This is a genomic window from Dactylosporangium thailandense (assembly GCF_059739745.1).
Window position 1 is genome coordinate 6,170,471 of the sequence record NZ_AP029195.1, and the last position, 13,501, is coordinate 6,183,971.

Genomic DNA, 13,501 nt, shown 5'->3' on the forward strand with positions numbered 1-13,501 from the left:
TACCGTCCGGCTGCTAACACTGCGCCATCGGACCGCCGTGCGCAATACGGCGCCGCGGCCCACCGGAAGCGGCGAGCGGACGGCAGCCGTCTCGGGCTACAGCCAGCCGGGCCGCGGACGGAGCTCGGAGAACAGCCGCGACTGGGCGACGGCGCGCTCAATGTCCTCCTCGACCCCGGCGATGCTGTTTCTCGGCCCGAGTTCGTCGTCGTGGCGGCGGCGGGCCCCTGGCGGTACGAGCCGGACGGGCCGGCCGGCCAGCCACTCGACGACGCCGACGAACGGCCGGGTGTCCTCGATCGGGCACGCCAGTCCGGCGCCCGGGTCGCGTACCTCCCGGAGCAGGTCCTCGAGCAGGTCGACGCGGGTGTGTCGCTCGGTGATCGCGGGCCGGTCGGCCGGCGCGACCTCCAGCGCGTCGGTCTCGTACCACCACCGCGCGCTCCCCCGCTCACCGTGCACCAGCACGTAGGGCGGACGCGGGCGCTCGGCGCACAGGGTGACGGCGATCGTGATCGGGGGCCGGCCCGGGGCGGCCAGGCGCAGGCAGCCGGTGTCCTCAACCTCGATCGGCCGGGTCCGGTACAGCTCGGCCTCCGCCCGCGGCCGATCGGCCGCGCCGAGGCCGGCCAGCGCCACGCAGTTCATCACGGCGTGGGCGAACGGGTTGGACAGGGCGCCGTCGTTGACCGCGGCGCCGTCGAGCCGCCGGCGCCCGGCCCAGGGCGCCCGCGCGTAGTACCCGTCGGCGCGGGTCCAGCAGCCGGTCGCGCCGATGCCCGTGATCTCGCCGAGATCGCCGCCGTCCATCAGCTCCCGCAGCCGGGCCGGCGCCGCCGAGCCGAGGCTCTGGAAGCCCACCTGGCAGAGCCGGCCGGCGGCCGTCGCGGCGGCGGTCATGGCGTCCAGATCTGCCAGCTCGACCGCGGGTGGCTTCTCAACCAGCACGTGCGCGCCGGCGGCGAGCGCGGCGCAGACCATCTCGCGATGCCGGTGCGGCGGCGTGGCAACCACGACGACGTCGGGCCCCGCCCGGAGCAGGGTCTCGTAGTCCGCAAAGAAGGTGCCGCCCAGCCCGGCGACCCGCTGGAGCAGGCCGGGCCCGGGCGGGCGCAGATCGGTGCAGCCGGCGAAGCGCAGCCGCCCCGCGCCGGCGAGGCGCTCGATGTTGTCGAAGTGCACCGCCCCGTACCCACCGGTGCCCACCAGCGCGACCCGCGGCGGCCCCGATCCGGGCAGACGAGCCATCACGTCCTCGATCCTCCAGTCACCGCGATTCGTACAGGCAAGCGCTTTCCCGCTACGGTGATCACCGTAGTACGCCCCGCCTGCCCAGTCGACAAGGACCTCCGAGCATGACGACTCCGATGGACGGCACCCCCGCCTACCTCACGGACTTCGGCCGTTGCGTGGGTGCCCTGCCCCCGCGCGCCGCGGTCCGCACCGACGCGCCGACCCTCGACCTGACCGGCACCTGGCGCTTCCTGCTCTCCCCGGACCCCACCCGGGCACCGGACGGCTTCTGGGCGCCGGACTTCGACGACGGGCACTGGGCGCGGCTGCCGGTGCCGTCGAGCTGGCCGATGCACGGCCACGGCGCCCCCGCCTACACCAACATCCGCTACCCGTTCCCCGTCGACCCGCCGTACCCGCCGGCGGAAAACCCGATCGGGGACCACCGCGTCGCCTTCCAGGTGCCGGCACAGTGGGCAGGCCGGCGGGCGGTGCTGCGCTTCGACGGCGTCGACTCGTGCGGCCGGGTCTGGCTCAACGGCGTCGAGCTCGGCGTCACCCAGGGCAGCCGGCTGCCGGTGGAGTTCGACGCGACCACGGCACTGCGCCCGGGCGAGCGCAACGTGCTCGCGGTGCGCGTGCACCAGTGGTCGGCCGGCAGCTACCTGGAGGACCAGGACATGTGGTGGCTGCCGGGGATCTTCCGGCCGGTCACCCTCCAGCTGCGCCCGGCCGGTGGCATCGACGACGTGTTCGTGCACGCCGACTTCGACGACCGCACCGGCACCGGGACGCTGCGGGTGCAGGCCCCGCCCGGTGCCCGGCTCACGGCGCCCGAGCTCGGCCTCCGCGACGCGCCGGCGGACCGCCCGCACGCGATCCCGGGCGTGCGACCGTGGAGCGCGGAGAGCCCCGCCCTCTACGACCTCGCGGTCAGCACGGCGACGGAGACCGCCCGGCTGCGGGTCGGCTTCCGCACCGTGGCCATCGTCGGCGGCATCCTCACCGTCAACGGCCGGCGCATCCAGCTGCGCGGCGTCAACCGGCACGAGTTCCACCCGGATCTGGGCCGGGTCGTGCCGGCCGAGGTGGTGCGCGCCGAACTGGAGCTGATGAAACGCCACCACGTCAACGCGATCCGCACCAGCCATTACCCGCCGCACCCACTGGTGCTCGAGCTCGCGGACGAGCTGGGATTCTGGCTGATCGACGAGTGCGACCTGGAGACCCACGGCTTCTCGGAGGTCGGCTGGCGCGGCAACCCGACGGACGACCCGCGCTGGCACGACGCCTGCCTGGACCGGATGCGGCGCATGGTGGAGCGCGACAAGAACCACCCGTGCGTCATCCTGTGGTCGCTGGGCAACGAGGCCGGCACTGGGGTCAACCTCGCCGCGATGGCCGATTGGGCACGCTCGCGCGACCCGGGCCGCCCGATCCACTACGAGGGCGACGGCGACTGCCGCTACGTCGATGTGTACAGCCGGATGTACGCCTCGCCGGAGGAGGTCGAGGCGATCGGGCGCGGCGAGGACCCCGACCAGGCCCGGCGGGCGCTGCCGTTCATCCTGTGCGAGTACGCGCACGCGATGGGCAACGGGCCGGGCCGGCTGGCCGAGTACGAGCGGCTGTTCGACACGTACCCGCGCTGCCAGGGCGGCTTCGTCTGGGAGTGGATCGATCACGGCATCCGGCGGCGCACGGCCGACGGCCGGGAGTACTTCGCCTACGGCGGCGACTTCGGCGAGCCGCTGCACGACGGCAACTTCGTCATCGACGGGCTGGTCTTCCCCGACCGCACGCCGTCGCCGGCGCTGGACGAGCTCGCCGCGGTCTACGCGCCGGTGCGCCTGGAGCTGACCGGGGACGGCCTGCTGCGCGTGAGCAACCGGTACGCGCTGCGCGACCTGGCCGGGGTGCGCTTCACCTGGCAGTGCGCGGCCGAGGGCGAGCCGGTCGCGCACGGCGTCCTGGCGGTGCCCGAGCTCGTGGCCGGGACGGCGACGAGCGTGCCGTTGCCGCCGCTGTCCGGACTGCCGCCGGCGGAGACCTGGTTGACCGTCACCGCGACCACGATGGCGGACCGGCCGGGGCTGCCGGCCGGCAGTGTCCTGGGCCGGGCCCAGACCCGGCTGCGGCCGGCGCTGCCGGTGCCCCGGCCGGCCGGCGCGCGGGTGCGCCGCGAAACGGACGGGCTGCTCCGCCTGGGTCCGGCGGTGTTCGAGCCGCGGTACGGCCGGCTGGTCCGGATCGGCGAGCTGGAGGTGGCCGGCCCGCGGCTGGACGTCTGGCGGGCACCGATCGACAATGACCGGCTCGGTCCCGATCCGCTGGAGCGCCGTTGGCGGGCACTCGGGCTGGACCGGATGACCCATCGGCTGCGGGAGCTGGCCATCGACGGCGACGAGCTGGTCACCGTGACCCGGGTCGCGCCGGCCGGCTCCGACGTGGCCCTGCTGGTCACCTGCCGCTGGTCCGCCGACTCCGACACGGTGGGACTGACCGCCTCGGTCGTCCCGCAGGGCGAGTGGAGCGTGCCGCTGCCGCGGGCCGGAATGCGCCTGGCGGTGCCGGGCCGGTTGGGCGAGGTCGAGTGGTTCGGCGGCGGACCCGGCGAGGCGTACGCCGACTCCCGCGCCGCCGTCCGCGTCGACCGGTTCACCGCGACCGTCGACGAGCTGCAGACGCCCTACGTGTACCCGCAGGAGAACGGCAACCGGACCGCGGTGCGCTGGGCCCGGCTGCGCGCGCCGGACGGCTCCGGCCTGCGGATCATCGGTCATCCGACGGTGGAGTTCAGCGCGCGGCGGTGGAGCAGCGAGCAGCTGGACCGGGCCCGGCACACCACCGACCTGGTGCCGGGCGAGCGGGTCGTGGTCAACCTGGACGTCGCCCAGCAGGGCCTGGGCAGCGCGGCCTGCGGCCCCGGCCCGGGACCTGGCGACGTGCTGGCGGCCGGACCGTTCGCGCTGTCCTTCTCGTTGCGGCTGGAACAGTAGCGTCGCTTCTGGAATTTCGTCGGATCGTGGTGTGCGGTTTTGTTCTCGAGACGCGGAGGTGGCCCCCGGCTTGGTAGACGTGCTGTCGAGCTGTGACCGGCACCAAGCCGCTGGCCAGGCAATCCCGGCCTGATCCATCGGATGCGGGGTGCCGTTGGTTCTGGTTGGATCTCGTTGCATTTGGTCGAGCGCGACGCCATCGGCCGCCACGGACTTTGTCCGCGCCAGCCGGTCGGATTGGTGGCGCGGGATAACGTCGGTACCGTGAGATCCTCGTCCGCGCAGGCCTCAGGAGCCACGAGTCCGATGACCACACCGCCCATGACCGGTACGGGCCCCTACCGCCCGACCATGGCCGACGTCGCCCGGCTGGCCGGGGTCAGTCTCAAGACCGTGTCGCGGGTGGTCAACCAGGTGCCGACGGTCGACCCCGCGCTGGCCGAGCGGGTGCTGGCCGCGGTCTCGGAGCTGGGGTTCCGGCGCAACGACATGGCGCGCAGCCTCCGCTCGCGCAGCACGTCGGGCACCATCGGGCTGGTCATCGACGAGGACCTGGCCAACCCGTTCTACTCCAGCCTGGCCGCCGGGGCCGCGCAAGGCGCGCTCGATCACGACGCCATGCTCATCACGGCCAGCTCGGCGGAGGACAGCGAGCGCGAACGCGGCCTGGTGCTGGAAATGTGTGAGCGGCGGGTCGCCGGGCTGCTCGTGGTGCCGGCCGGGGGCGACCAGAACCACCTGCGCGCCGAGATGGCGGTGGGCACGCCCGTGGTCTTCCTCGACCGCCCGCCCACCAGCGTGCGGGCCGACACCGTGCTCATCGACAACGAACAGGGCGCGCGCAGCGCCATCGAATACCTGGTGGCGCTGGGCCACGAACGCATCGGGGTGCTCGCGGACCGGCTGACGATCTACACGATGCGCGAGCGGCTGACGGCGGCCGAGGCCGCGATGGAGCGTGCGGGGCTGCCGTACCGGCCAGATCTGATCCGGGACGGGCTGCACTCGGTCCCCGACACGCAGGCGGCGGTGGAGCGGATGCTGGAGTCGCCGGAGCCGCCCACCGCCCTGTTCACGCTCACCAACCGGCTCACCCTCGCCGCGCTCAGCGTGCTGGGCCGCCAGCGCAGCGACGTGGCGATCGTGGGCTTCGACGACTTCGAGGCCGCCGAGCTGGTGCCGCACCCGCTGACGGTCGTCTCCACCGACGCCCGCGAGATGGGCCGCGTCGCCGCGGAACTGCTGTTCCAGCGAATCGCGGGAGACCGCTCACGGCCCCAGACGATCGTCATCCCGACCACGCTGGTGGAGCGCAGCAAGGGCTGACCGGCGCCCGGCCGGGTCACGCCGCCCGGCAACCGTGTGAGACAACGTTCGACCGCACCGCCGCTCCCGCTCCGGCGGGGCCGGCCGTCGCACCGGTCCGCGATCTCCCCCACCGCCCCGTGCCGACCGGGGCCCGGCGAGTGCCCGCGGACGCACCTTTACCAAGGGAAATCAGCCCATCCCGGCAGCCTCGCCCTCGGCGGGGGCCGGTCCGCCGGCCCGTGCTCAGCCACCTCGAAGTCGCCCCGGTTCCGGAGTTGCCCCGGGCCGATGTCTGGACAACGTTGTCTCACGCGGGTTACGGTTCCCCCGCGCTAAGCCCCCGCTAGGGCCGGAAGGGCAACTTTGATGGACGTAACGGACAACTCGCACCTCTGGATCGATGGAAATGTCCTTTATGTAGGCAACATTGCCGTCACCACATTGACGGACGGCGTGCGGGTGCAGGCCGATGCACGGGCCGACGCCACCGTGGTGCAGATCTTCAGCACCAACTCTGGGACAACGTTGGTACGACTCGACGTCCCACTCGGCGACGGAGTCGGCTACTGGCACCCCGCGGCCGACTGGAAGCGCCCGCTGCCGGCGGACTGGGAGGGCGACTGGCAGCGGGTCGGGCTCATTGACTCGGCCGTCGCGGGCTGCCTGTACGACGGCGCCGGCCGGTCGCTGCTCGCCTTCGCCGGCGACCGAAGCGACGCGACGACCCTGATCCGGTTCGGCGTCTCGGAGGACACGGCCCGCTTCGGCGTATGGCTTGCCATGCCGATGCGGGCCGGCGAGGAGTGCCGGTTACGCATCGAGGCGCCGGGGCGCCCCGCCGACGACGCCTTGCGCGCCCTGGCCCGGTGGATGCCAGGCACCGGCGACGCCCTGCGCACTCCCGAGGCCGGCCGCACCCCGGCGTACTCGACCTGGTACTCGATGCACCGCGACGTCAGCGCCGCCGCGGTGGAGGCGGAGGCCGCCGTCGCGGCCGAACTCGGATGCGGGCTGCTACTGCTCGACGACGGCTGGCAGGCACACGCCGGCAGCCGCAAGTACTCCGGCTGCGGCGACTGGACGCCCGATCCGGCGAAGTTCCCGGACTTCGCAGCGCACGTACGCCGGGTACGGCAGATGGGGCTCTCCTACGTCGCCTGGATCGCGCCGCTGCTGCTCGGCGAGCGCAGCCTCGCCCACGGCGCGCTCGAAGGCCTCGCCCCCCACCGGGTGCCGCGCCTGGCGTGCCAGGTGCTCGACCCCCGGCAGGACAAGGTGCGCGCCTTCGTCGTCGAGCGCTGTGCCGAGCTCGTGGAGCGCTACGGGCTCGACGGGCTGAAGCTCGACTTCCTGGAGACGGCCATGGTCTACGGCACCGGCGACGATGACCGGGCCGCCGACGTGAGCGAGGCGATGCGCACCCTGCTCGACGAGCTGTTCACCCGGCTGCGCGCGCTGCGCGGCGAGGACCTGCTCATCGAGCTGCGCCAGCCCTACGCCGGGCCGGGCATGCGCCGCTTCGGCAACCTGCTGCGGGCCAGCGACTGCCCGGCGGACGCGACCGCCAACCGGGTGCGCACGCTGGACATCGCCCGGCTCGCCCCAGGCGCGGCGGTGCACTGCGACATGCTCATGTGGGACCCCCGCGCCGGCGTCGAGGCGGCCGCCCGGCAGCTGCACTCCGCCCTCTACGCGGTCCCGCAGGTCTCGGTGCGGCTCGCGGAGCTGTCCGCCGAGCACCGCGCGATGACGGCGTGGTGGCTGGGGCTGTGGCGGCGGTACCGCGACGTGCTGATCGACGGCGAACGCCGCGCCGGCCGGCCGGACGAACGCGACGCCACCGTCACCGCCTGGAACGGCGACCGGGCCGTCATCACGGTGTTCGGCGAGCACCGGGTGGTGCCGCTGGAACCAGGACGGTTCACCGACGTCGCTCTGATCAACTCGACCACCGCCGACCACCTCGTGCTCGACCTCGCCGACATCGCCCGGGTCCGCCTGGAGGTCACCGACGCCTGCGGCCGACCGGCCGGCGTCCACATCCGGGAGCTCGGCCCCGGTCTGCACCGCCTGCCGGTGCCGCCGGCCGGCCTGTGCCGGCTCTCCCCCGCCTGACCCCCGCATCGCAACTGCGCACCGACGGTCCTCGCGACACACCCTCGGAGGTTTGTGCATGTCCGACACCCCTGACCCCAGCACCACGAGCCCGGGCACCGACGCCCGGGGCATCACCCGGCGCCGGGCCCTGGCCTACGGTGCCGCCGGCACGGCCGGCGCTGCGCTGGCCGGCGTCATGAGCACGGGCCCGGCGGCGCAGGCGGCCACCGCGCCGTCGATCGACCTGCGCTTCGACGACCCGACCGCGCTGTTCCCCATCGACGTCTCCGGCCGGGCCACCCCCGAGCTGCTCGTCACGGTCACCGCCCAGGACCCGCTGAGCGGCACGGTGGCCTGGGCGGTCAAGGCCCGCAGCACGCAGACCGTCCGCACCGCAACCGCGAGCTTCACCGCCGGCGCGGGCACGCCGCAGACCACCACCATCCCGCTCGGCGCACTGGATCCCGACTACTACCGGGTCTCGGTCACCGTCACCGACGCGGGAGGTGCGCAGCTGCTGGCGAAGACACTGGGGCTGGGCGTGCTGCGCCCGACCGTGTCCGGGGTGCGCCCCGGCTCGGCGTTCGGCCTGGGCATCCGCTCGGAGGGCAACCCGGCCGTCACCAAGCGGATCGCGCAGCTGATGGGCGTCAAGTGGACCCGGGGCCTCGCCTCGGTGCAGCCGGACACGGTCAGCCCGGCGCCGAACACGTTCTGGGGCCAGGCCGATATCGACAAGGCCCGGGCCGAGGTGGCCGAGTGGCTGAGCTACGGCATCTCCCCGATGGGCGGCATCAACTACAACATGTCCTGGAACGTGCAGCCCGACGCGAACGGCCGGCCGCTGCCCACGTACCGCAACCGGCCCAAGGACATGGTGGCGCACGCGGACATGGTGTACCACGCCATCGCCCCGCTGCAGGACCTGGTGCAGAACTGGGAGCTGTGGAACGAGCCGTGGGTGCACGGCCGGTACTGGTCCACGGGCGACTCGCAGGACTACCGCGACATGAGCAAGCTGATCTGGGACCGGGTCAAGCCCGACTTCCCCGACGTCAACCTGGTCGGCGGCGGCTCGGTCAGCTACAACCGCGACGCGGTGTACGCCAAGGGCTCCACCGACACCGGGTACATCGACGGCTCGGTGAACCACGCCTACGGATACCCCGACGCCACCCAGTACGCGATGGCCAAGACGCAGGTCGAGATGGACAGGCGCTGGTCGCGTTCGGGCGGGCGGGGCGGGCAGTGGCAGACCGAGTGCGGCACCTCGGTGGTCAACTCCTTCCCCAGCCTGCCCGTCGAGCAGGCCATCTACGGCGTGGCCCGCACCCTGGCCCCGACCTACCTGTTGCACATGCTCGCCGGGGCCGAGGCGGACTCGCCGATCCGGATCTTCTGGTTCTCGCTGTGCTACGACAAGCCCTACTCGGGCCAGGAGTTCAACATCTACGACAGCGGCACGAAGACGCCGCTGCCGGCGGTGGTCGCCTACACCACGATGACCAGCATCCTGGAGGACGCGACCCTGCAGACCGAGCTGTACCCCGACGCCAAGTCCACCTGGGGCTTCCTGTTCCGCACCGAGGACGGCAAGGGCCGGGCCGCGATCTACGCCGACCAGATCTACAAGGGCAGCGACGAGTCGCCCGCCGCCGGGTACCACGGCACCCTGCAACTGCGCGACGCCCACGGCGTGCGGGTCTACGACTACCTCGGCCGGCAGCTGGCCGACGGGTCGTCGAACCTGGTGAAGCTGCCGCTGAACCCGTGGGAGGTGCTTTACTTCGACACCGACCGCAGCGCCGAGGAACTGCGCGAGGTGCTGACCAGCAGGGCCTCCTTCGAGTACGACACGCCACTGCTGGTCACCCCGCTGGCGCTGGTCAAGCCGCTGAGCGCGGGCAGCGAGCTGCAGGTGCGGGTGGAGAACGTGTCGCCCGGTGCGCTCAAGGCGATCCTGCGGGTCGCCGCGCCGCCGGGATGGACGCTGGAGCGCACCAACGTCGCGCTGCACGAGCTGGCGCCCGGCGAGCAGCACGTGGTCAGCCTGCCGATCACCGGCTACCAGGTGAGCCCGGACAACGAGTACCGCGTGGACTGGACGATCAAGCTGCCCGGGCGCAACGACGTCACGCCGAGCGGGTCGCAGACCGTGCGGGTCGCCTATCTGCCCTGCCGGTCGATGACCGTGGGCGGCGGCGCGGACCAGTGGAGCGACGTCATCCCGGTGACGCTCACCAGCGTCAGCGCGACCGGCGACACCAAGAAGTACGCGATGCGCGGCGCCTGGGACGACGACTACCTGTACTTCCGCGCCGAGATCCAGGACGGCATCGCGTCCTTCAACGTGGCGTTCGCGGCCAATCCGTACCTGTTCCCGTTCCAGGCCGACAGCATCCAGCTCGGCTTCGACACCGGCAACAAGCCGGACGACCTGCTGGCCGGCGACCGGCACTACGAGAAGTGCCTGGTCTCGCTCTCCCACCTCTACGTCGCCACGCTGGCCAGCGCCACCCCCGACCACGCCAGCCAGAACGCCTTCGCCCAGCTGCACCGCCAGTGCGCGCCCGGCACCAACTACCAGACCTACTACCCCACCAACGCCGCCCTGCCGACCCCGCTGGGCCCGATGGACGCCACGGCCACCGGCGGGCGCGAGGGCCGGATCCTCATCACCCGCGACGCCGTCGCCAAGGTGACCGTCTACGAGGTGGCCATCGCCTGGAACCAGCTGCCCGAGCTCAAGGCGACGCTGCCCGGCGCGGCGGGCGGCCACGCCACGATGGCGTTCGCGTTCGCCGTCGCCGACGCGGGAACCGGCGGGCACGGCATGACCTACTCCACCGCACAGTTCGGGGCGCCCCAGTCGTCCGGCTACAACTTCGCGGCGTTCTGGGGCACCGGCGCGCAGTTCAGCGGCGGCCGCGTCGACACGCGCTGGGGCCTCGGCCGCTGAACCGGCGCCGCACAACCGCCCGGCCGCGGGGTGAGCGACCCGCGGCGGGCCCCCATCGTCAGCCCTAGCCCGACCAGAGCCCGAGCAGAGAAGGAAACCCAGCCGTGACCAGCGTCGACGGTACCCCCTCCGCGCCCCCGTGGGCGGACTCGCCGGCCATCCGCATCACCGGCGTGAGGGCGGTGCTGACCGCCCCCGCCGGCACCACGCTCGTGGTGGTCCGCGTGGACACCAGCGAACCGGGCCTGTACGGCCTGGGCTGCGCGACGTTCACCCAGCGCGCGGCGGCGGTGGCCACCGCGGTCAACGAGTACCTGGCGCCTCAGCTGATCGGCCGGGACCCGGCCGACATCACCGACATCGCCGGCACGCTGCACGTCAGCGGCTACTGGCGCTCCGGCCCTGTACTCAACAACGCACTGTCCGGAGTGGACATGGCGCTGTGGGACATCAAGGGCAAGCAGGCCGGGCTGCCGGTGTGGCAGCTGCTCGGCGGGCGATGCCGCACCGCAGTGCCGCTGTACGGCCACGCCTCCGGCCGGGACGCGCACGAGGTCGCCGATGAGGTCAGGCAGATGATGGCCGAGGGCTACCGGTACGTGCGGTGCCAGGTCGCCGTGCCGGGAGCCGGCACGTACGGGGCGCCCAGTGCCGCGGCGCCGGCCGGCAGCCGCCCGCCGCTGACCGCCAACGCCTGGGATCCGCCGGCGTACCGGCGCACCGTCGTCTCGCTCCTGGCGCACCTGCGCGCCGAGCTGGGCGAGGAGATCGAACTCATCCACGACGTGCACGAGCGGGTCCACCCGACCGACGCCGTCGGGCTGGCCAAGGACCTCGAACCGTTCCGCCTGTTCTACCTCGAGGACCCGGTGGCCCCGGAGGACATCGACTGGCTGCGCCGGCTGCGCGGCCAGTGCAGCACGCCGATCGCCATCGGCGAGCTGTTCACCAACCCCGCCGAGTACCGCCCGCTGCTCGCCGACGGGCTGTGCGACTTCATCCGCGTGCACGTCTCGGCGATCGGCGGCATCACGCCGGCCTGGCGGCTGGCCAATGCCTGCGAGGTGTACGGGATCCGCACCGCCTGGCACGGGCCGGGCGACGTCTCGCCCATCGGGCACGCGGCGAACCTCGCACTGGACCTCGCGAGCCCCAACTTCGGCATCCAGGAGCAGCACCTGTTCGCGCCGCAGCTGCGCGAGGTGTTCCCCGGCTGCCCCGAGATCCGCGACGGCCACCTGTGGCCGAGCGACCGGCCCGGCCTCGGCATCGACTTCGACGAGAACCTGGCGATGCGATTCCCGCCTCGGCGCCTCGGCCACGCCTGGGCGCCGCCCCGCCGGGCCGACGGCGCCCTGCAACGCCCGTAACCCGTTCCGACACCCCGATCCTCGAAGGAGCAACACCGTGGACACCCCAACCAACCCGCGGGCCGCCGCGGCCCGCCGGCGCACCCCAGCGGTGCCGCTGGTCGCCGCCGTCGCGGCCGGCGCCTGCCTCGTCACCGGCCTGACCGCCTGCAGCGGCGGCTCGGACTCCGGCTCCGCCGAGAAGGTCACCCTGACCATCGGCCAGTGGACCAACCCGGGGGCGATCGAGTTCACCAAACAGCTCAACGCCGCATTCGAGAAGGCGCACCCCGGCGTGACGGTCAAGCTGCAGCAGGCGCCGACGGCCAACGGGGCGTGGCAGCAGCTGACCAGCAGCATGCTGCAGTCCAAGTCGGTGGACGTGCTCGCCCAGTTCGCGCCCACCCAGCAGGGCTTCGCGCCGTCCTACACCAACCTGAAGCCCGGCGGAGCGGCGGCACTGGTCGCCGCGGGCCAGCTGGTCGACCTCAAGGACCAGCCGTTCATGAAGAACTACGACCCGACCGTGCAGCAGGCCGCCGTCGGGTACAACGGCGGGATCTACGGCGTGATGGCGGCGCAGTACGTTTCCGCCGGCTCCGTCTGGTACAAGAAGGACCTGCTCGCCAAGTACAACATGCAGGTACCGAAGACGTACCAGGAGTTCCTCGACGACTGCGCGGCGCTGAAGGCCAAGGGGATCACCCCGATCTTCGCCGCGGGCAAGGACGGCATGCACGCCGGCGTCTGGCACGGCATCATGAACCAGACGCTGATGGCGGGCCACCCCGGCGCGGACTCGGTGAAGGTGTCCACCGACCGGGCCACCGCGTTCTGGCAGAAGACGCAGTCCTGGGCCGACCCGGTCTACAAAGACATCTCCGAGCAGTACCAGAAGGCGATGGTGTACCTCGAGCCGGCCGCGGCGGGCGTCGCGCAGCAGACCGCTCCGGGCGCGTGGGCCAGCAAGCCGGACGACTTCCCGTTCCTGCTGGACGGCTCGTGGGACGGCGCGACAATCCAGCAGGCCGGCCCGAAGCTGAACCTGGGCTTCTTCATGCTGCCCGGCACGAACGACCCCGCCGCCAACCGGGTGGTCATCAAGCCGGACCTGACCTGGGTGGTGCCGACCAGCGCGCCGCACAAGGATCTCGCGATGCAGTGGCTGGAGTTCTTCTCCCAGCCGGACAACTACAAGAAGTGGCTGGAGGCGACCGGCTCGATCTCCACCCAGCCGGCGCTGCAGAACACCGGACTGCCGTGGATGGACTGGCTGAACTCGCACATGAGCGACTCGTTCGTGGCGCTGACCGTCCCGTGGGCGCCCGCCGGTGCCTCCACGGACGCGGCCGGTCCCGACCTGTACAAGATGGCGCCGATCGGCAACGACAGCGTGGACACCATCCTCGCCCGCTCCGCCGGCGCCTACCAGAAGGCCCTCGGCTAGTCCGTACCCCACGGTAGAAGGGAGGGCGGCGTGTCACGCTGCTTGTTCGGCACCCCACGGACCCGACGGTTCATTCCATGGGCGAGCATTGCGATACCGGGACTCGGGT

Annotated in this window: 7 protein-coding genes; 6 read left to right on the plus strand and 1 reads right to left on the minus strand. The window is 72.7% G+C overall.

Going from position 1 to position 13,501, the window contains the following annotated elements; translation table 11 throughout:
- Nucleotides 1–96: 96 nt before the first annotated feature.
- A complete protein-coding gene (locus AC6JBM_RS27105) occupies nucleotides 97–1,248 on the minus strand; it encodes a Gfo/Idh/MocA family protein (RefSeq protein ID WP_497986536.1) in 1,152 nt (383 codons plus the stop codon).
- 107 nt (nucleotides 1,249–1,355) lie between these two features.
- On the opposite strand from AC6JBM_RS27105, the gene AC6JBM_RS27110 reads away from it, so the two are divergent.
- From AC6JBM_RS27110 to AC6JBM_RS27135, 6 genes are all read left to right on the plus strand, one after another.
- Entirely contained in the window at nucleotides 1,356–4,232 is a 2,877-nt protein-coding gene (locus AC6JBM_RS27110; protein WP_497986378.1) for a glycoside hydrolase family 2 TIM barrel-domain containing protein, read from the plus strand.
- Nucleotides 4,233–4,538: 306 nt separating this feature from the next.
- Nucleotides 4,539–5,558 (plus strand): LacI family DNA-binding transcriptional regulator, encoded by a 1,020-nt coding sequence (locus AC6JBM_RS27115; RefSeq protein ID WP_497986379.1) that lies wholly within the window; start codon nucleotides 4,539–4,541, stop codon nucleotides 5,556–5,558.
- Between the two features lie 423 nt (nucleotides 5,559–5,981).
- On the plus strand, nucleotides 5,982–7,655 hold the full coding sequence (locus AC6JBM_RS27120; protein ID WP_497986380.1) for an alpha-galactosidase: 1,674 nt from the start codon (nucleotides 5,982–5,984) through the stop codon (nucleotides 7,653–7,655).
- A gap of 58 nt (nucleotides 7,656–7,713) precedes the next feature.
- Complete coding sequence (locus AC6JBM_RS27125) at nucleotides 7,714–10,596, plus strand: DOMON domain-containing protein (RefSeq protein WP_497986381.1); 2,883 nt, start codon at nucleotides 7,714–7,716, stop codon at nucleotides 10,594–10,596.
- Nucleotides 10,597–10,700: 104 nt separating this feature from the next.
- The gene (locus tag AC6JBM_RS27130) at nucleotides 10,701–11,966 is read left to right on the plus strand and encodes an enolase C-terminal domain-like protein (RefSeq protein ID WP_497986382.1); all 1,266 of its coding nucleotides are present in this window, start codon (nucleotides 10,701–10,703) and stop codon (nucleotides 11,964–11,966) included.
- Nucleotides 11,967–12,003: 37 nt separating this feature from the next.
- Nucleotides 12,004–13,392: an ABC transporter substrate-binding protein gene (locus AC6JBM_RS27135; RefSeq protein ID WP_497986383.1), complete on the plus strand. Its 1,389-nt coding sequence runs from the start codon at nucleotides 12,004–12,006 to the stop codon at nucleotides 13,390–13,392.
- The last annotated feature ends 109 nt before the right edge of the window (nucleotides 13,393–13,501 follow it).

Coding starts and splice junctions, on each gene's coding strand:
- AC6JBM_RS27110 (WP_497986378.1), top strand. CDS start 1,356: ATGACGACTCCGATGGACGGCACCCCCGCCTACCTCACGGACTTCGGC.
- AC6JBM_RS27125 (WP_497986381.1), top strand. CDS start 7,714: ATGTCCGACACCCCTGACCCCAGCACCACGAGCCCGGGCACCGACGCC.
- AC6JBM_RS27105 (WP_497986536.1), bottom strand. CDS start 1,248: ATGGCTCGTCTGCCCGGATCGGGGCCGCCGCGGGTCGCGCTGGTGGGC.
- AC6JBM_RS27115 (WP_497986379.1), top strand. CDS start 4,539: ATGACCACACCGCCCATGACCGGTACGGGCCCCTACCGCCCGACCATG.